This window comes from Natrononativus sp. DTA114, assembly GCF_059736515.1.
Genome location: NZ_JCASSN010000003.1, coordinates 359673 through 376352, shown reverse-complemented (window position 1 = coordinate 376352; position 16680 = coordinate 359673). Strand labels below are relative to the sequence as shown.

Below are 16680 nucleotides of genomic sequence, written 5' to 3'. Positions count from 1 at the left end.
GATGTCGGTCGGAATCGAGATCCGCCAGGCCACCCCCGACGACTACGAGGGAGTGAAGGCGTTCACCGAGACCATCTGGGCCGACCGCGGCGGCGACTACCTCCACCGCGTCTACCACGACTGGCTCGAGGACGAGGGCGAGACGGGAAAACGGACGTTCGTGGCCGACGCGGGCGACGAACTCGCGGGCATCGTCCAGGCGGTGATGCTCTCGCCCGACGAGGCCTGGTTTCAGGGGATGCGGGTCAACGCCGACTACCGCCGCCAGGGCGTCAGCCGCAAACTCAACGAGGCCTGCTTCGAGTGGGCCCGCGAGCGCGGCGCGACCGTCGGCCGGATCATGGTCTTCTCCTGGAACGTGGCCGCCCTGGGCGCCTCGCGGGCGGCGGGCTTCGAGCCCGTCACCGAGTTCCGCTGGGCGCATCCCGAACCGGGCGCCGACGCCGAGGGGCCGCTGCCCGTCTCGAACGATCCCGCGGCGGCCTGGCGCTCCTGGATCGACAGCCCGGCCCGCGATCACCTCCGCGGACTCGCGCTCTCGCCCGAGGAAAGCTGGGCGACGTGCGAACTCACCCGCGAAACGCTCGCGGCGGTGGCCGACGAGACGGCCGTCTTCGCCGTCGAGGGTGAGGCCGGCGTCTCAGGGATGGGCTACCGCACCCGCGAGTACGATCGGACCGGAGACGACGGCGAGGCCGTCCGCTGGGTCGAGTACGGCGTCGGCGCCTGGGACGACCTCGAGTCGGCCCGCTCGCTGTTTGCGGCGATGAGCCGGGACGCCGCGGGGCTCGGGGCAGACCGGATTCGGGTCCTCATCCCCGAGACGGCTCGCTGGGTCAGCGACGCCTCGCTGGCCGCGGGCGACATCTCCGAGGAACCGGACTTCGTGCTCGGTATCGACCTGACCCAGCGGTAACGATCCCGGACGACTTCTCTCTCGCACGAACAGTTACCTTCAGTCCCCGAGAGGGAACCGTATGCGCGCAGCGATCCTCGAGTCCTACGGCGACCCGCTCTCGATCGAGGAGGTAACGCCGCCCGAACCGGCCCCTGACGGCGCGGTGATCGAAGTCGAGGCCTGCGGGATCTGCCGCAGCGACTGGCACGTCTGGCAGGGCCACGGCGAGTGGGCCGACGACCGGGTCCCCCTCGGTCAGATCCTCGGCCACGAACCGGCCGGACGGGTGCGCGAGGTCGGCGAGCGGGTGGACCCCGCCCGGCTGGCACCCGGCGATCGGGTCGCGGTGCCGTTCAACCTCGGCGACGGCACCTGCCACTACTGCCGAAACGGCCACGGCAACGTCTGTACCGACGGCTACGCCCTCGGCTTCGAGCCCGCGGTTCCGGGCGCGTTCGCAGAGCGGGTTCACGTCCCGCACGCCGAGTTCAACGCGGTTCACCTCCCCGACGGCGTCGACCCGGCGGCCGTCGCCGCACTCGGCTGCCGGTACGTGACGGCGTTTCACGCGCTGGCCCACCGGACCGATCTCCGGGGAGGCGACTGGGTCGCCGTCCACGGCTGCGGCGGCCTCGGCCTCGCAGCCGTCCAGATCGCGAGTGCCCTCGGCGCTCGCGTGATCGCGGTCGACGTTCGAGAGGAGCCGCTCGAGCTGGCCGCCGACGTTGGTGCCGACGAAACGGTGAACGGCGCCGACGAGGACGTGCCAGCGGCGATCGAGGCGATCACCAACGAGGGCAGAGTCGGGGGCGCACACGTCTCCCTCGACTGTCTCGGGCGCGCCGAAACCTGTCGCAACAGCGTCGACTGCCTGCGCCCCCGCGGTACCCACGTGCAACTGGGGCTGACGACCGGTGTCGAGCGCGGCGAGGTCGCCCTCCCGATCGACGAGATCACCCGCTGGGACGTCTCCGTTCTCGGTTCGCGGGGCATGCCGCCGTCGCGCTACGACGAGTTACTTCGAATGCTCGAGTCCGGCGCGCTCGAGCCCGACGCGCTCGTCACCCGTCGGGTGGGACTCGCGGACGTCTCCGACCGACTGGCGGCGATGAGCGAGTACGAGACTCGCGGGTTCGAGGTCGTCACCGAGTTTTCGTAGCGACCGCCCCGCCGCTGACCGGCGGGAACAGCGCCAGTTCGTCGCCCGCCTCGAGTTCGGTCTCGAGACCCTGCTCCTGGCTCCCCACGTCCTTGCCGTTTCGTAGAACGTTGATCTGCGAGCGCAACTCTCCCTCCTCGTCGAGCACCCGGTTTCGAAGGGCGGACCGGTCCTCGAGCAGCGCCTCGAGGGCGTCTCCGACCGTCTCGCCGGGGTCGACGTCGACGGTAACGTGGCGGTCGCCGGCGTGTTCGGCGAGGTCGGCGAACAGCTTCCACTCCATGGGCAGCGCTACCCGCGCCCGCCGCAAGTAGCTACCGCTCTCGGAGCTCGTCGAGCGCCGCAGGACGGGAGAGCACGAACGCGGTATCACCCGGCTCGAGGCACTCGTCGCCAGCCGGAAGGGCGAGCGCATCCCCGTTCCGTTCGACGGCGAGGACGACCGCCGGCAGGTCGGCAATCGGCGAGCCAGCCAGCGAGTCTCCGACGGTCAGCGCCGTCACCGTCTCGTCTGCCGCCCTGAGCAGGGAGACGAACTCGCGGCCGGCGCCCCTCGAGTCGGGGCGGGTGACGAGTCGGTACGGCGGGGACGACTCGGTCGTCGCCGGCTCCGGTTCGAGTGCGTCCGTTCGCTCGAGCGAGGTCGCATCAGCGGCGTCGATCACGACGGTCGCGACGTCGTCCGCTGTCGCCCGGAGGTCGGCGGTCGTCAGCCGCTCGAGGTCGCCGTCGCGCCGCGCCCACACCTCGACGGTATCGCCCGGACTCGCCTCGGGCGAGGGGTCCGCCTCGAGCGCGACGGCGACGGTTCCCGGCGCGAGCGTCGGTCCGATCCCGGCCGGCTTGCTGCCGACGGCGAGGCTGGCGACCGTTCCGTCGGCCGCGAACTCGACCGCGACGTGGTCGATCCCGTAGTCGCCCTCGAGGCGGGCGACCAACCGCTCCCGGCGCTCCTCGTCGGTGAGCCGGCGCGGGAACAGGAGTGTCTTTCCGGCGAGTGTCGTCCGCAGCGAGTCGTCGATCGGATCGTAGCCGTCGGCGTCGTCGATCACCCGCGGCAGTTCGACGGCCACGACCCGACCGGCCGACCGGACGAGTTGGTTCACGTCGTCGACCGTTCGCGGGGCTCCCCCCGCCAGGAGCTCCGCCTCGAGGGCGCTCCCCAGCCGCCGGCCGCCGTCGGCCGCGATGGCGCTTACGGCGAACGCCGCCACCGTGTACACCGCGGTTCCGGGGTCGAGCAGCGGCGTGTCGCCGATGATCGCGTCGCCGAGCGCGCTCTTCGTATTCAGCCAGAGGGCGACCGTCGAGATGCCGAACAGCACCGCGATCCCCTCGGGGATCTCCTCGGCGCTGTACCACCGGTAGGCGATCGCCGCGCCAGCGGCCGTTCCGGCCGAGAGAAGGCCGAAGCCGAGGATTCGAACCGCCGCGTCCAACAGCAGTGGCGGAACCTGGGCGCCAACCGACGACGCCGCGGCGACCGTCACCGGCCCCACCTCGCCGCGACGTCGGCGAGGTCGGCCGGCCGCCCCGCGACGACGAGTTCGTCGCCGGACTCGAGCGCGCCGGCCGAATCGCGACCGAACGACCACTCTCGGTCGGTTTCCGGCGATCGGTTCGCACGTCTCCGGGCGAGAATCGTCACCTCGAGAGAAGAGCGGTCGGCGTCGGAAACTGACTCCCCGACCGTCAGGCGCCGGACGTGCCGGCCACCCCGTTTCAACAGCGCGAGCGCCCGCAGCTCCGGGCTCGTGCCGCGGGAGCGAACGACGACTCGGTCGGCGTTCGACGCGAGCACCGCTTTCGCGTCGTGTTCGTCGACGGCGACGGTCAGTCGCCCGGGGCCGCCGACGCATGCCGTCGTGCGGGCCGAAAGCCGGTCTCCCGCAGCGGGGCGCTCCTCGCTCGGTTCGTCGTCGGCCGTCGAACCGGAACCGGTCGTCGCTTCGCTGTCGGCCGCCGCGCGCGCAGCGAGGACGGTGCCGTCTACCGATCCGCCGTCCCCGCGGACGGTCACCTCGTCCCCGCGAGCCAGTCCCGTCGGAATCTGCGTTTCGATGGAGACCGCGCGCGAGTCCGCCGGAATTCGCCGCGAGAGACCGCTCGAGGGCGGCGCCGCGGCGATCGTCGCCCGCCCGCGTTCGTCGATCGAGACCGACACGTCGGCGAGGTCGTGATCCGTCCGCAGCCGCTCGGCGAGGCGGACCTCGAGTTCCGACAGCGGGAGGTCGGCGGGCAGCCGCCAGGACCCCTCACGAAGGGTCGCCCGGAGCCCGGGCGACAGCGGTGGATACCCTTCGACGTCGCGGATCTCGCCGAGCGGACGGACCGTCACCTGACCGATGCCGCCGACGGTCTCGACGGCGTCCGCCGAGAGGGTCCGCCGGCGGAGTTCGGTGAGCGACACCCGGCGAGGGAGTTCGGCGCCCAGTCTGTCGCCCTGGCTGTGGGCGTACAGCGCGAGCATCAACACGACGAGAACGGCGACCAGCAGCCGCGGCGACTGGGTCACAGTGGGTTCGACGAGGCCGAGCAGCCCGCCCTGGATGCTGGCGATCGAGAGCGCGAGCGCGACCACACCGAAACCGGGGAGAGAGACGCCGGTAACGTAGCGGACGAGAAAGCCGAGCGCACCGGCCACCAGCGCCGGGACGATGCCGGTCAACAGCCCGAGATAGATGCCGAGGAGCACCTCGACCGGAAGCGAAGTCATTGTGGGTCGGTCGCGGGCGACCGGTAAACCAGTACCGACCGCGGACGCGAGCGGGTACGGCGCGGAGCGGCTCGGAATGATCTCGCGGATTGTCGGAGGCGAAGACGTTTACCGCCGCCCTGCTTGAGTCGTTGGTATGGTCGGCGAACGGGTGATCGAGCGGCTGCCCGAGAACTGGCGGTGGGTCGCCACGACCCGCGCGGTCGTTGGGCTCGCGCTACTCGTCGCGCTGCTCTCGGTGGCGACCGGCGTTCTCAACATCGAGCAGGAAGCCGCCGACTTCGGTCCCGTCGCGGCCCACGTCCCCATCGCCGTCCAGGAGGCGGTCGGCTTCACGGGTGCGCTGACCGGCTTCCTGATGGTCGGCAGTGCGCTCGCACTCAGGCGAGGGCTGCGAGCCGGCTGGTGGGCGACGTTCCTGTTGTTACCGATAACGGCCGGACAGGGGCTCCTTCAGGCGAGTCCGTACTCGGTCCCGCTGATCGTTCTCTCGCTGATCTCGATGCCGACGCTCCTGCTCACACGCCGGCGGTTCGACCGCCAGCTCTCGCTCACGACGACCCAGCTCGCGGCGGGCGGCGCGCTCGTCGGCGTTCAGGCCTACGGCACCTTCGGCGCGTTCGCGCTTCGGGAGCAGTTCGACGGCATCGAACACCTACTCGACGCCTTCTACTTCACGCTGATCACCTCGAGCACCGTCGGCTACGGCGATATCGGCCCCGAAACCGAGGTGGCGCAGCTGTTTACGATGTCCGTCGTCGTCCTCGGGGTGGCCAGCTTCGGTATCGCCATCGGGGCGCTCGTCGGGCCGGCGATTCAGGCGCGGATCTCGAAAACACTCGGAATGATGACCGACTCAGAACTCGAACTCCTCGACGACCACATCCTCGTCCTCGGCTACGGGGACCTGACCGAACCGATCGTGAACGAACTCTCCAACGCCGACGTCCCGTTTCTGGTCGTCACCCGCGACGAGACGGCGGCCTCCGAACTCGGCGACCGTGACATCAAGGTGCTGCGAGCGAACCCGAGCGACGAGGAGCCGCTTCGTCGAGGGAAAATCGCGACCGCTCGCGCGGTGCTCGTCGCGACTGACGACGATGCCCAGGACGCTCTCGCGGTGCTGACAGCCAGAGAACTTCGTCCCGACGTCCGCATCGTCACGGCCGCGACGGATCGGGAGAACACCCGGAAACTCGAGCGGGCGGGTGCCGACGACGTGATCAGTCTCTCGGAGCTGGGCGGCCACCTGCTCGTACAGTCGGCACTCGGGGCCGACGAGTCGCCGGTGGTCTCGAGCCTCCTGCGCGACGAGTAACGGGGCGACCGCAGACGCGATCGGAGTGGCTACTCCGGAGCGCCCTCGAGTATCGCGACGCCGCTCGAGGCGCCGATCCGCTCGGCGCCGGCGTCGATCATCTCGAGCGCCCCCTCGTAGCTGCCGACGCCGCCGCTGGCTTTCACGGGGAGATACTCGCTCATCAGGGAGACGTCCTCGAGGGTTGCGCCGCCGTCGGCGAAGCCGGTCGAGGTCTTGACCATCGCCGCGTCCGCCTCGACCGCGGCCTCGCACGCGCGGTGCTTCTCGTCGTCGGAGAGCAGTGCGGTCTCGATGATCACCTTCACCGGGATCGGTACGGCGGCGACCAGTTCCTCGAGTTCGGCTGCGACGGCTTCGTCCTCTCCCGCCCGGAGCCGGCCGACGTTGATCACGACGTCGAGTTCGTCCGCGCCCGCCTTCCAGGCGAGGACGCCCTCGCGGCGCTTGACGTCGTGGTCGTTCTGGCCGTGGGGAAAGCCGATCACGGTCGCAATGGTTACGTCGGGGGCGTACTCGGCGACTTCCTCGAGGTAACACGGCGGGATACAGGCGTTCATCCCGTACCCGGCGGCGGCGTCCAGAACTGCCTCGACGTCCGCCGGCGTCGTCTCCGGCCCGAGAACGGTGTGGTCGATCATCGGCGCGAGTTCCTCGCTGTGCATGTGGCTGTCGACTCACCGGACCGGTAAAAATCCGTCCGGTTGTTCTTAGTAGCCGCTGAAACGGATCACATCCGCTCGTAGGGGGCCAGCGCGAGTCGCGAGGCCCGGATTCGTGAGCGAGTGTTCCGTGACTTTCAGTTGCTACTATACCCCTCGGTGACCAACCCCGAAGTATGACCGACGACCAGCCCGCCATCGCACCCGAGGTTCGGGAGGTAGCGACGGATATCGCCGAGATGGAGGTCCGCGGCGCGGCGACGATCGCCGACGCCGCCGCGGGAGCGCTCGCGACGCAGGCCGCCGCGAGCGAGGCGGAAACGCCGGCGGCCTTTCACGCGGAGGTGCGTGCCGCCGCCAAGGCGCTGTACGAAACCCGCCCGACTGCGGTAAGTCTCCCCAACGCGCTGCGGTACATCCTGCGCGGGATGGAGGGGGACACCGTTTCGGGGCTCCGGTCGACCACGATCACACGGGCCGAGCAGTTCCAGCGGGATCTGGAGCAGGCCCAGGAAACCCTCGGCGAGGTCGGGGCGAACCGCCTCCGGGACGGCGACGTCGTGATGACCCACTGTCACTCGACGGACGCCCTCTCCTGCGTGGAAGCCGCCCTCGAGGACGGCAAGCACATCGAGGCGATCGTCAAGGAAACCCGGCCCAGAAAGCAGGGTCACATCACGGCCGAACAGCTCCGCGAGATGGGTGTCCCGGTCACCCTGATCGTCGATAACGCGGGCCGGCGGTACCTGGACGAGGCCGATCACGTCCTCGTCGGTGCCGATAGCATCGCCGCGGACGGCAGCGTCATCAACAAGATCGGCACCAGCGGACTGGCGGTCAACGCCCGCGAGCGGGGCGTGCCGGTGATGGTCGCCGCCCAGACGATCAAGCTCCACCCCGACACGATGACCGGTCACACCGTCGAGATCGAGATGCGCGACGAGCGGGAGGTGCTCTCGGAAGACGAACGACGGGAGATCTCCGGCGGTGACCTCCAGGAGGACGGCCTCGTCGTCGAGAACCCCGCCTTCGACGTCACCCCGCCGCGACACGTCGACGCCATCGTCACCGAACGGGGGCAGTTCCCGCCCGAGAGCATCGTGATGCTCATGCGCGAACTGTTCGGGGAGACGACCGCAGAGCCCTGGGAGCGATGACCGGACACGCTGGCGGTGTATTCGGCGGCCTGGTCCACGAGTAACCGGAAACGGTTAGTCACTGCCCTGAGCAATTCCGGCCTATGGTGCTACCTGACGGGTTTCTCCTCCCACCGTGGTACGTCCTCGTGCCGCTGGTGCTGGTGCTGATCGGGGTCGTCGCGCTGCTGTGGGTGCTCGAGCCGCCGATCACCGACCGGACCGTGATCGCCTTCGCCCCCTGGATGATGCTCGGCTCGGCGTTACACGTCCTCTACCGCCTCGAGGCCTATCCATCGCATCTCGAGGTCCTGTTCGGCTCGCCGACCGTGTATCTGACGACCGCGGTCGTCGCCGGACTGGTCTGGATACTCGCCTGTTTCCTGTACGCGGCGGGACTCCAGCGCTCGATAGAGCGGGTGGTCGGCATCGTCGGCACCGGCTTCTTCTCGGTGTTCGCGATGTTCGTGCTGTTCATCGGCTGGGAGATGGGGTCGTTCACGCCGTTCTGGCCGGTGATTTCGGTCGTCGTCGCCGGAATCCTTACCGCGCTCGTCTGGATCGCGCTCGGCCTCTGGGCGACCGAGATCGCCGCCGTCACGAGCCTCACGGGTGCGCTCGTCGTCTTCGGACAGGCCCTCGACGGCGTCTCGACGGCGATCGGCTACGATCGGCTCGGTGCCGCCGAGGAGGTACCCGCCTCCCGGCTGGTTCTCGAGGCCGCCGAATCGCTCCCGACTTACGAGTACATCGGCGCCGGCTGGCTGTTCGCGCTGCTCAAAGTCGGTCTGGCGGTGTTCGTCATCTGGCTGTTCACCGACTTCGTCCGGGAGGAGCCTCGCCGCGCGCGCGCCTTGCTCGCGCTGGTCGCAGCCGTGGGCCTCGGCCCCGGCGTTCACAACGTGCTCCTGTTCACGGTCACGTAGACGTCAACGTTTTTGCTCCGGAGGTAGACCCCTCGAGGTATCGCTGCATGGTCACCGTGCTCACTGCGGGCCACGTCAACTGGGACGTGACGCTCCGCGTCGACAGGTTGCCCGAACCCGATGGGGAAGCGTCGATCCGCTCACAGCGCCAGTCCGGCGGCGGCAGCGCCGCCAACGTCGCCGTTGCGCTCGCCTCCCTCTCGTGTGAAACCGGTCTCATCGGCAGCGTCGGCGACGACGACAGCGGCCTGCTCGCCAGACGCGAACTCGAGGCCGCGGACGTTTCTCTCGACGGCCTCAGAGTCGTAGACGACGCCGAAACCGCGGTCAAGTACCTGCTCGTTGACGACGACGGAGAGGTGTCCGTTCTCGGTAACGACGGGGTGAACGAAGCCGTCGAACCGAAACACGTCGACGACGACTGGGTCCGGTCTGCGTCTCACGTTCACCTGACCAGCCAGCGGCCGGATACGGCCGCTCGAATCGCCCGCACGGCGACCGAGGCCGAAATTACGGTCAGCTTCGATCCCGGCCGTCGCCTCGGCGAACGCGATTACAGCGGGGCTCTCGAATACGCCGACATAGTCTTCGCCAACACGCTCGAGGTCGAGGCGATGCTCGAGGAAGAGTACGCCGACTCCGATTTCAGCAACCGGATCGTCGTCGTCAAACACGGCAGCGACGGCGCGGAGGTCCACACGCCTCGAGGCTCGTCCGTCCACCCGGGGTTCGACATCGACGCCGTCGACACGACGGGAGCCGGCGACGCGTTCGCGGCCGGCTTCATCGCGACGACGCTTCGCACCGACGACGTCGAGACGGCCCTCGAGTACGCCAACGCCTGCGGGGCGCTCGCCGCCAGTCGAGAGGGCGCCCGGAGCGCACCAACCGCTGCGGACGTCCGTGGGTTTCTCACTGAGCGAAACTGATCGGAACGGGCTTACCGAGGATCATGATACGTACGCCTCCAGCGGCGGCTCTCGTTCTCACCGGATGTTGTCTGACGGTAGCTATATGGGCGGTGACGTTGGTAACTCGAATAGACAGTCACGGAGACGTGACGGAGAGCCATGAACAAGCAAGCTACTGGCGGATTCGACGGTGGACGCGGCGAGTTCCGGAGACGGGTCCGATACGAGCGGAGCGAGGACGAGCCGGCGAGTATTGCCGTCGCCTCCGCGCTCGCACAGTTCCGTGGTATCGACGTAACGGCCTCGAGTACGCGATTGTACGATTACATCGATCCGGAGGCCCTCGACGCGCTGTTCGCCGACAGGTACGACGGCCAGTCCCGAACCGGTGGCCGGATCCGGTTCGACGTCGAGGAGCTGACCGTCGTGGTCCGAGACGAAAGCGTCCAGGTGTATCCGAACGCCTGACGGTCGGATCCGCGGCCGAACGGACCTTTTTTCCCACCGCCCGCAGAACCGGCGGGTATGGCAACTCAGCCCCACCTGCTGGTCGACGACGGTGACGTTCACGACATCGCACTCATCCCCGGCGACCCCGGCCGGGTGGATCGGATCGCCGGCCACTGCGACGAGGCCGAGACGATCGCCCAGAACCGCGAGTACAAGGTCGTCAACGCCACCTACGACGGCCGCGAGCTGACGATCTGTTCGACGGGTATCGGCTGTCCCTCCGCAGCGATCGCGGTCGAGGAGCTCTCGAACGTCGGCGTCGAGACGTTCGTCCGCGTCGGCACCACCGGCGCGCTCCAGGCCGACGTCGAGATCGGCGACATGGTCGTCGCGACCGGCGCCGCAAAGAACGAGGGGACCTCGAAGCGCTACGAGGCCGTCGAGTACCCCGCCGTCCCCGACTACGACGTGCTCTCGGCGCTGGTCGACTCGGCCGAAGCGAACGATGAGGACGTTCACGTCGGCCCGATCGCGAGCGACGACGCCTACTACGCCGAGAGCGACGACGCCGTCGCCGACTGGGAGGCCGCCGGCCTGCTCTCGGTGGAGATGGAGGCCGCCGCGGTGTTCTCGCTGACTCGCCGCAAGGGGCTTCGCGCCGGTGCGATCTGTACCGTCGACGGCAACCTCGTGAAGGGCACCCAGAAGGGGACCGACACCGAGGACGACGAACTTCCCGAGAAGGCGAAGAACAACGTCGGGCGAGCGATCGACATCACGCTCGAGGCGGCGACTCGGCTCTAACGCCGTCCCGTCCGATCTTCGTCTTCGTTTCGAGACTGCCACCAGTTACCGGCCCAGCTCGGGAGGAAGGACAGTACCACTGCGACAGCGAGAAAAAATCCTACTGCGAAAATCTCACCCATCGGTCTCACCGTAGCACGTCAGCTGGTATATAATTGGTCGACCAGCTGTCGAACGACTACTATACCTGGGAGCGCTGTACTGGCTCTGAGACCGCGCCTCAAAACGGTCGGCTTGCAGGCGCCACGCGTATTCTCAGCCCCGTGGCCCTCGTAGGGGTCGTATGGCGGACGAACACACACAGTTCGAACTCGAGGCGACACACGACCGCGCGGAACTCGCGGCGCTGTTCACGGAACTGGCTGGCGCGCTCGAGAGCGATCGACCGGCTCGTATCGCGGTCAACGAGGGAACCGCGTCGATCGCGTTCCCCGAGACGATCGAGGTTGATCTCGAGGCCGAGGCCGACGCGGAGGAGGTCGAACTGGAACTGGAACTCGAGTGGCCGGCGTCAGCGTCCTCGACCGTTCTGCTCGAGGACGCCGAACTCCCGCCGGACGCGTCGCCCGTCGACGCGGATGCGGACGAGACGCCGGATCCCGCCTCAGCAACGATGCCCGCCGACTCGACGACCGTCGGTACTGAGGGAAGCGCCGGAAACGGGACCGATGCGGGGCGGACCGCCCGATTCGAGGTCTACCGCGACCGGGCCGAGGAGTGGCGCTGGCGGCTGGTCCACTGGAACGGGAACGTCGTCGCCGACAGCGGCGAGGGATACGCCTCGCGGTACAACGCGACGCGTGCAGCCAGAAGCGTCAGCAAGAGCGCAACCACCGCACGGATCGAACAGCTCGAGGACTGACCAACGGACTCAGTTTCGGAAATCGCCGATGTCGGCAGACCAGTCGTACTCGTCGTACGCGAGCGAGGGTGTGACCCCCTCCGGGACGGCGCCGTAGCGCTCGAGGAAGTCGACGATGCCGCGTTTGCCGCCGAAGTCGCCGCGGTACCAGAGAAACAGACGGGGAACCGTCGCGACCTCCGTCGACGGATCGTAGGAGACGTTTTCCTCCAGGTACCACTCGGTCGCGACGTCGAGTTCGGCGTCGACGTCCTGGGGGCTGTAGACGGCGATCGGCGGGCAGCTCTCGGAGCCACAGCTCAGCGCGAAGTGAATCCGGGGGTCGACGCGCTCGAGGCGGAACGCTCGCTCGAACGAGGAGGGGAACGGTCGGGGGAGATACCCCATCCCCCAGGGGTGCTTCGACCCCCGGAGCATGCCGTGTTCGATGTCGTCGAGGCTCAGCCAGACGCCCGCGACGGGGATCCGATCGCGAGCGAAGAACTTCCATCGATCGAGGACGCCGCCCTCGAGGAGCGTCGGCGTCGCCTCGAGCAGCAACTGGGCGTAGGCGTTGTAACAGTTGAGCCAGAACGATAGTCGCTGGGTGTGCCCCGACAGCGCCCGCTCCAGACGGGAGCGATCGAACCTCGCGAGATACTCTCGCAACTCGGTCGCGGTGCCCTCCGTTTTGACCACGTAGAGGAGGTCAGCAGAAACCGAGAGGGGGTCGAGTTGCGTCGACATTCAGTGGCATACTTGGCCAACCAGCGACTTGAACCCGTGGGGCGGCTGAACCGACTGTCGTCACCGAAGACAGGTCGGTCCGTCTCACGCAACGCCCGGACTTATACGACGATCCGTTGAACAGCCTGTATGAATCTCAGCAAGGGGTACCTGCTCGTTCTGGTAGGGCTCTTCGCCGTTCTCTCGCTGTTACTGGTTCTTCCCTTTCTCCAGTACGTTCTGGCGGCGGTGTTGCTCGCCTACATTCTCTTCCCGCTCCACAGGCGGCTGGCTCCCCGCATTTCGCCGACGATATCGGCGTTCGCGATGGTGGTGCTGGCGATCGCGGGCTTTCTGATCCCCTTTCTCGTCGTCATCGCGGTCATCGCGGAAGACGCCCTCGAGTTGCTCCAGGAGTTCGACGCCGACGCGATCGGACTCGCCGACATAGAGGGTCAATTCGAGGAGCGCACCGGGCTCGAGGTCGACCTTGCGTCGACCGCCGCCGACGCCGGCCAGGAGGCGGGGATGTTCGTCCTCGAGCGGACGACAGAGGTCATAAGCACGTTAACCCACGTTCTCGTTGGTCTCGGACTCGCGTTGTTCCTCATCTACTACCTGCTCAAGGACGGGGCCGAGTTGATGGGGTGGATCAGGGAGACGACGCCCCTTCCATCGGACGTCCAGGACGACCTCTACGGCGAACTCGACGAGGTCACGCGGGCCGTCCTGCTGGGACACGTACTGATCGCGCTCATCGAGGGCGTGATCGCCGGTCTCGGACTGTTCGCGACCGGAATACCGAACGCCGCCTTCTGGACGTTCATCATGGTCATCCTCTCGCTGGTGCCGCTGATCGGAGCGTTCCTCGTCTGGGGACCGGCCGTCGCCTATCTCGCACTGACCGGCGAACCCGTGCTCGCGGTGGCGCTGTTCATTTACAGCGCGGTCGTGGTCGGCGTCGCCGACGACTACCTGCGGCCGATCGTCGTCGACCGCTACGCCGAACTCAGTCCCGCGGTGATCATCCTCGGGGTTCTCGGCGGCATCTACGCCTTCGGAATCATGGGGCTGTTCTTCGGTCCCGTCGTCCTCGGCGCGTTCAAGGCCGTCCTCTCGGTCGTCGACGAACACTATCACCGGCTCGAGGACGGCTCGGGTGCCGCCGGCTGAACGCCGAAGCCGGTTCGCTCCGCAGCGGAATCCGTCGCGCTTTTCCCCGACCGGCCCCCACGAAACGGTACGCGATGGCCCGGTATCACATCGAAACCTACGGCTGTACGTCGAACCGCGGCGAGAGCCGCGAGATCGAGCGACGGCTCCGTGACGCGGGCCACTACCGGGTCGACGGTCCCGACGAAGCCGACGTGGCGATCCTCAACACCTGCACCGTCGTCGAGAAGACCGAGCGAAACATGCTCCGGCGAGCCGAGGAGCTGAGCGAGGAGACCGCGGATCTGTACGTCACTGGCTGTATGGCCCTCGCCCAGGGCGAGGAGTTCGCGGCAGCCGACGTGGACGCCGAGGTGCTCCACTGGGACGAGGTCCCCGAGGCGGTGACGAACGGCGAGTGCCCGACGACGACTCCCGACGCGACGCCGGTGCTCGACGGCGTCGTCGGCATTCTCCCCATCGCGCGGGGCTGTATGTCCGACTGCTCGTACTGCATCACCAAACACGCCACCGGCAAGATCGACTCCCCGCCGGTCGAGGAAAACGTCGAGAAGGCCCGCGCGCTCGTCCACGCGGGGGCGAAGGAGATCCGCATCACCGGTCAGGACACCGGCGTCTACGGCTGGGAACAGGGCAAGCGGAAACTGCCGGAACTGCTCGAGGAGATCTGCGCCATCGACGGCGAGTTCCGGGTTCGGGTGGGGATGGCGAACCCGAAGGGCGTCCACGGCATCCGCGAGGAACTGGCGCGGGTGTTCGCCGACAACGAGAAGCTGTACGACTTCCTGCACGCGCCCGTCCAGTCCGGCTCGGACGACGTGCTCGGCGATATGCGCCGCCAGCACCAGGTAAGCGAGTATCTCGAGGTGATCGAAACGTTCGATGCGGCCCTCGAGTACTGGACCCTCTCGACGGACTTCATCGTCGGCTTCCCGACCGAAACCGACCACGACCACGCCCAGTCGATGGCGCTCCTTCGGGAGACCCGCCCCGAGAAGCTCAACGTCACCCGCTTCTCGAAGCGGCCGGGCACCGATGCCGCGACAATGAAGGGCCTGGGCGGCACGATCAAGAAGGAACGCTCGAAGGAGATGAGCGAGGTAAAGCGTGAAATCGTCGGCGAGGCCTACGCCGAGATGGTCGGCGACGTTCGGGAGGGTGTCCTGGTGGTCGAGGAGGGAACCGCCGACTCCGTGAAGTGCCGGGATTCGGCCTACCGCCAGCTCATCGTCCGAAACGCGAGCGAGTACGGTCTCGAGCCGGGCGAGTTCGTCGATCTCGAGGTGACGGCCCACGAGACGATGTACGCCTTCGGCGAACCGATCTGATCCGAACGCGATCATCGCACCGTCTCGTCTCCGGTACGCGGGGTTACCTCGAGTCCACCCTGCAACTCCTGTGTCGCGGGTGCACCGAGGTCGATCCCACTGTCGTCGAGGCGCTCGAGGACGCGCCGGGCGTACGTCGAACGAACCCTCGCGAACGACAGTCTGCTCGGGTCTGCGATCCAGAACCTGGCGGAGAGCCGGACCGCGCCCTCGAGATCCGTGACGAACACCTGCGGTTCCGGCTCCTCCAGGATGTCGGGGTGGGCGGCCGCGACGTCCGCCAGTACGCGGACGGCGGTCTCGAGGTCGTCGTCGTAATCGATTTCGACCGGAACTTCGAGACGGATTCGGTCGTTCAGCACAGCGTTCGTAACGGCCGTCGTAGTCAGCGTCGAGTTGGGGACCATCACGACTTCGTTGTCGAAGGTCCGAACGCGAGTGGTCCGAAAGCTGATGTCCTCGATGACGCCTTCCTGGTCGTTCCACCGAATCCAGTCGCCGATGTTGTACTTCGGGTCAGTGACGATGAACGCCCCGCTGACGAAGTTTCCGACGACGTTCTGGGCAGCAAACCCGACTGCGACCGTCAGCGCGGCGACGATGATCGCGGACCGCTGGAGCAGATGGTCGAACCCGGCTACCGAGAGTGCGACGAGCACCGCGAGAACTACGGTTCCGGCGGCGACGACCTGCTGCAGCCCGCGACGAAGCGTCGGATCGCTCATCCGAACGTCGAGCGCCCAGCCCGCCAGCGGCTCGAGGAGGTACCGGCCGATAGCGTAGGCGAGAGCGAACGTGACGACGAGAACCGCCAGGTCCTCGAGTATCACGGCGTACTCGACGAACAGGCGTTCGAGGCGAACGACCACTGCCATTGCCGAAGGTACCACAGACCGTCGTACAAAAGTTCGCCCGGCAACCGCTCCGGCGCCCGGTTACGAATCGGTGAACGCGACCGCGCTCCGGTCGTCCGGAACCGTGGCACCCTTCTGAGCGGCGAACGCCTCGTGTAACTGGTCGTAGGTTTCCTCGAGCGCCTCGACGATCACCGTCGTCTCGCTGATCACCGGCATGAAGTTCGTGTCGCCCTGCCAGCGCGGGACGACGTGGGTGTGGAGGTGGTCGTCGATCGAGCCGCCCGCGGCGCCGCCGCCGAGATTCAACCCGGTATTGAACCCCGCCGGATCGAAGGCGACCTCGAGTGCCTCGAGAGTTCGCTGTTTCAGTCGCGCGTGACCCAGTAGTTCCTCGTCGGTCAGGTCGGTGTAGTCGCCCGTGTGGTGGAAGGGGATCACCATGGCGTGACCGGGGTTGTACGGCGCGTTGTTCAGCAGGACGAAGGCGTGCTCGTTCCGGGCGACCAGCAGGTTCTCCCGGTCTTCCTCCCAGTCGGGAAGCTCACAGAAGACGCACTCTTCGACGTCCGGGTTCTTCTCTTCGCGCCTGATCCACTCGATGCGCCACGGGGCGAACACCTGCTCCATACCGGATGGACTCGAGGCGGATTCAAAAGCGTGTGTACTCGGCACGGACTGCGGTTTCGCCGCCGGTGTCAGAGCAGCGAGCGCCGAAAGCGGGCGGCTGCTCGGGAGGGGACGATCGTGAGTCTGGCTATCACCCTTGAGAAGTGAT

At 67.7% G+C, this 16680-nt stretch carries 18 protein-coding genes; 11 read left to right on the top strand and 7 right to left on the bottom strand.

Annotated elements, in window-relative coordinates; translation table 11 throughout:
• The first annotated feature begins 1 nt into the window (after position 1).
• Together AC6I6S_RS11910 and AC6I6S_RS11905 are read left to right on the top strand one after the other, a co-directional pair.
• Entirely contained in the window at positions 2-916 is a 915-nt protein-coding gene (locus AC6I6S_RS11910; protein ID WP_497950350.1) for a GNAT family N-acetyltransferase, read from the top strand.
• A gap of 61 nt (positions 917-977) precedes the next feature.
• Positions 978-2057 (top strand): zinc-dependent alcohol dehydrogenase family protein, encoded by a 1080-nt coding sequence (locus AC6I6S_RS11905; protein ID WP_497950349.1) that lies wholly within the window; start codon positions 978-980, stop codon positions 2055-2057.
• Here the strand turns inward: AC6I6S_RS11905 and AC6I6S_RS11900 are convergent.
• From AC6I6S_RS11900 to AC6I6S_RS11890, 3 genes are read right to left on the bottom strand one after another with little or no spacing between them, the layout of a single operon-like run.
• A complete protein-coding gene (locus AC6I6S_RS11900) occupies positions 2041-2346 on the bottom strand; it encodes a ubiquitin-like small modifier protein 1 (protein WP_497951477.1) in 306 nt (101 codons plus the stop codon). The genes AC6I6S_RS11905 and AC6I6S_RS11900 overlap by 17 nt on opposite strands.
• A 25-nt stretch (positions 2347-2371) precedes the next feature.
• Entirely contained in the window at positions 2372-3547 is a 1176-nt protein-coding gene (locus AC6I6S_RS11895; RefSeq protein ID WP_497950347.1) for a DUF8167 domain-containing protein, read from the bottom strand.
• Positions 3544-4773, bottom strand: coding sequence for a DUF8167 domain-containing protein (locus AC6I6S_RS11890; RefSeq protein ID WP_497950346.1), 1230 nt, complete (start codon positions 4771-4773; stop codon positions 3544-3546). Before AC6I6S_RS11890 ends, AC6I6S_RS11895 begins: the two co-directional genes overlap by 4 nt.
• 136 nt (positions 4774-4909) lie before the next feature.
• Between AC6I6S_RS11890 and AC6I6S_RS11885 the strand changes: the two genes are divergently transcribed.
• The gene (locus tag AC6I6S_RS11885; RefSeq protein ID WP_497950345.1) at positions 4910-6091 is read left to right on the top strand and encodes an NAD-binding protein; all 1182 of its coding nucleotides are present in this window, start codon (positions 4910-4912) and stop codon (positions 6089-6091) included.
• A gap of 29 nt (positions 6092-6120) precedes the next feature.
• Here AC6I6S_RS11885 and deoC read toward each other — a convergent pair whose 3' ends face one another.
• Positions 6121-6756 (bottom strand): deoxyribose-phosphate aldolase, encoded by a 636-nt coding sequence (deoC, locus tag AC6I6S_RS11880; RefSeq protein WP_497950344.1) that lies wholly within the window; start codon positions 6754-6756, stop codon positions 6121-6123.
• A 173-nt stretch (positions 6757-6929) separates the two neighbouring features.
• Here deoC and AC6I6S_RS11875 point away from each other — a divergent pair, with 173 nt between their 5' ends.
• From AC6I6S_RS11875 to AC6I6S_RS11850, 6 genes are all read left to right on the top strand, one after another.
• Complete coding sequence (locus AC6I6S_RS11875) at positions 6930-7910, top strand: ribose 1,5-bisphosphate isomerase (RefSeq protein ID WP_497950342.1); 981 nt, start codon at positions 6930-6932, stop codon at positions 7908-7910.
• 83 nt (positions 7911-7993) lie between these two features.
• The gene (locus AC6I6S_RS11870; protein ID WP_497950340.1) at positions 7994-8815 is read left to right on the top strand and encodes a DUF63 family protein; all 822 of its coding nucleotides are present in this window, start codon (positions 7994-7996) and stop codon (positions 8813-8815) included.
• A gap of 47 nt (positions 8816-8862) precedes the next feature.
• A complete protein-coding gene (locus AC6I6S_RS11865; protein ID WP_497950338.1) occupies positions 8863-9744 on the top strand; it encodes an ATP-dependent ribose-1-phosphate kinase in 882 nt (293 codons plus the stop codon).
• A gap of 141 nt (positions 9745-9885) precedes the next feature.
• Positions 9886-10194: a HalOD1 output domain-containing protein gene (locus tag AC6I6S_RS11860; protein ID WP_497950337.1), complete on the top strand. Its 309-nt coding sequence runs from the start codon at positions 9886-9888 to the stop codon at positions 10192-10194.
• Positions 10195-10251: 57 nt separating this feature from the next.
• Positions 10252-10980: a guanosine phosphorylase gene (locus AC6I6S_RS11855; RefSeq protein ID WP_497950336.1), complete on the top strand. Its 729-nt coding sequence runs from the start codon at positions 10252-10254 to the stop codon at positions 10978-10980.
• 283 nt (positions 10981-11263) lie between these two features.
• Positions 11264-11842, top strand: a complete 579-nt coding sequence (locus AC6I6S_RS11850) for a YegP family protein (protein ID WP_497950334.1) — start codon at positions 11264-11266, stop codon at positions 11840-11842.
• A 9-nt stretch (positions 11843-11851) separates the two neighbouring features.
• On the opposite strand, the gene AC6I6S_RS11845 is transcribed toward AC6I6S_RS11850, so the two are convergent.
• Positions 11852-12568: a DUF547 domain-containing protein gene (locus AC6I6S_RS11845; protein WP_497950333.1), complete on the bottom strand. Its 717-nt coding sequence runs from the start codon at positions 12566-12568 to the stop codon at positions 11852-11854.
• Between the two features lie 129 nt (positions 12569-12697).
• On the opposite strand from AC6I6S_RS11845, the gene AC6I6S_RS11840 reads away from it, so the two are divergent.
• Both AC6I6S_RS11840 and AC6I6S_RS11835 read left to right on the top strand, forming a co-directional pair.
• Positions 12698-13720: an AI-2E family transporter gene (locus AC6I6S_RS11840; RefSeq protein ID WP_497950332.1), complete on the top strand. Its 1023-nt coding sequence runs from the start codon at positions 12698-12700 to the stop codon at positions 13718-13720.
• 74 nt (positions 13721-13794) lie between these two features.
• Positions 13795-15048, top strand: a complete 1254-nt coding sequence (locus AC6I6S_RS11835; RefSeq protein WP_497950330.1) for a tRNA (N(6)-L-threonylcarbamoyladenosine(37)-C(2))-methylthiotransferase — start codon at positions 13795-13797, stop codon at positions 15046-15048.
• An 11-nt stretch (positions 15049-15059) separates the two neighbouring features.
• Here the strand turns inward: AC6I6S_RS11835 and AC6I6S_RS11830 are convergent, their stop codons facing one another.
• Entirely contained in the window at positions 15060-15923 is an 864-nt protein-coding gene (locus AC6I6S_RS11830; RefSeq protein ID WP_497950329.1) for a mechanosensitive ion channel family protein, read from the bottom strand.
• 60 nt (positions 15924-15983) lie between these two features.
• Positions 15984-16532, bottom strand: a complete 549-nt coding sequence (locus AC6I6S_RS11825; protein WP_497950328.1) for an HIT family protein — start codon at positions 16530-16532, stop codon at positions 15984-15986.
• Positions 16533-16680: the final 148 nt, after the last annotated feature.

Coding starts and splice junctions, on each gene's coding strand:
- AC6I6S_RS11910 (WP_497950350.1), top strand. CDS start 2: ATGTCGGTCGGAATCGAGATCCGCCAGGCCACCCCCGACGACTACGAG.
- AC6I6S_RS11905 (WP_497950349.1), top strand. CDS start 978: ATGCGCGCAGCGATCCTCGAGTCCTACGGCGACCCGCTCTCGATCGAG.
- AC6I6S_RS11890 (WP_497950346.1), bottom strand. CDS start 4,773: ATGACTTCGCTTCCGGTCGAGGTGCTCCTCGGCATCTATCTCGGGCTG.
- AC6I6S_RS11885 (WP_497950345.1), top strand. CDS start 4,910: ATGGTCGGCGAACGGGTGATCGAGCGGCTGCCCGAGAACTGGCGGTGG.
- deoC (WP_497950344.1), bottom strand. CDS start 6,756: ATGCACAGCGAGGAACTCGCGCCGATGATCGACCACACCGTTCTCGGG.
- AC6I6S_RS11875 (WP_497950342.1), top strand. CDS start 6,930: ATGACCGACGACCAGCCCGCCATCGCACCCGAGGTTCGGGAGGTAGCG.
- AC6I6S_RS11870 (WP_497950340.1), top strand. CDS start 7,994: ATGGTGCTACCTGACGGGTTTCTCCTCCCACCGTGGTACGTCCTCGTG.
- AC6I6S_RS11865 (WP_497950338.1), top strand. CDS start 8,863: ATGGTCACCGTGCTCACTGCGGGCCACGTCAACTGGGACGTGACGCTC.
- AC6I6S_RS11860 (WP_497950337.1), top strand. CDS start 9,886: ATGAACAAGCAAGCTACTGGCGGATTCGACGGTGGACGCGGCGAGTTC.
- AC6I6S_RS11855 (WP_497950336.1), top strand. CDS start 10,252: ATGGCAACTCAGCCCCACCTGCTGGTCGACGACGGTGACGTTCACGAC.
- AC6I6S_RS11850 (WP_497950334.1), top strand. CDS start 11,264: ATGGCGGACGAACACACACAGTTCGAACTCGAGGCGACACACGACCGC.
- AC6I6S_RS11845 (WP_497950333.1), bottom strand. CDS start 12,568: ATGTCGACGCAACTCGACCCCCTCTCGGTTTCTGCTGACCTCCTCTAC.
- AC6I6S_RS11840 (WP_497950332.1), top strand. CDS start 12,698: ATGAATCTCAGCAAGGGGTACCTGCTCGTTCTGGTAGGGCTCTTCGCC.
- AC6I6S_RS11835 (WP_497950330.1), top strand. CDS start 13,795: ATGGCCCGGTATCACATCGAAACCTACGGCTGTACGTCGAACCGCGGC.
- AC6I6S_RS11830 (WP_497950329.1), bottom strand. CDS start 15,923: ATGGCAGTGGTCGTTCGCCTCGAACGCCTGTTCGTCGAGTACGCCGTG.
- AC6I6S_RS11825 (WP_497950328.1), bottom strand. CDS start 16,532: ATGGAGCAGGTGTTCGCCCCGTGGCGCATCGAGTGGATCAGGCGCGAA.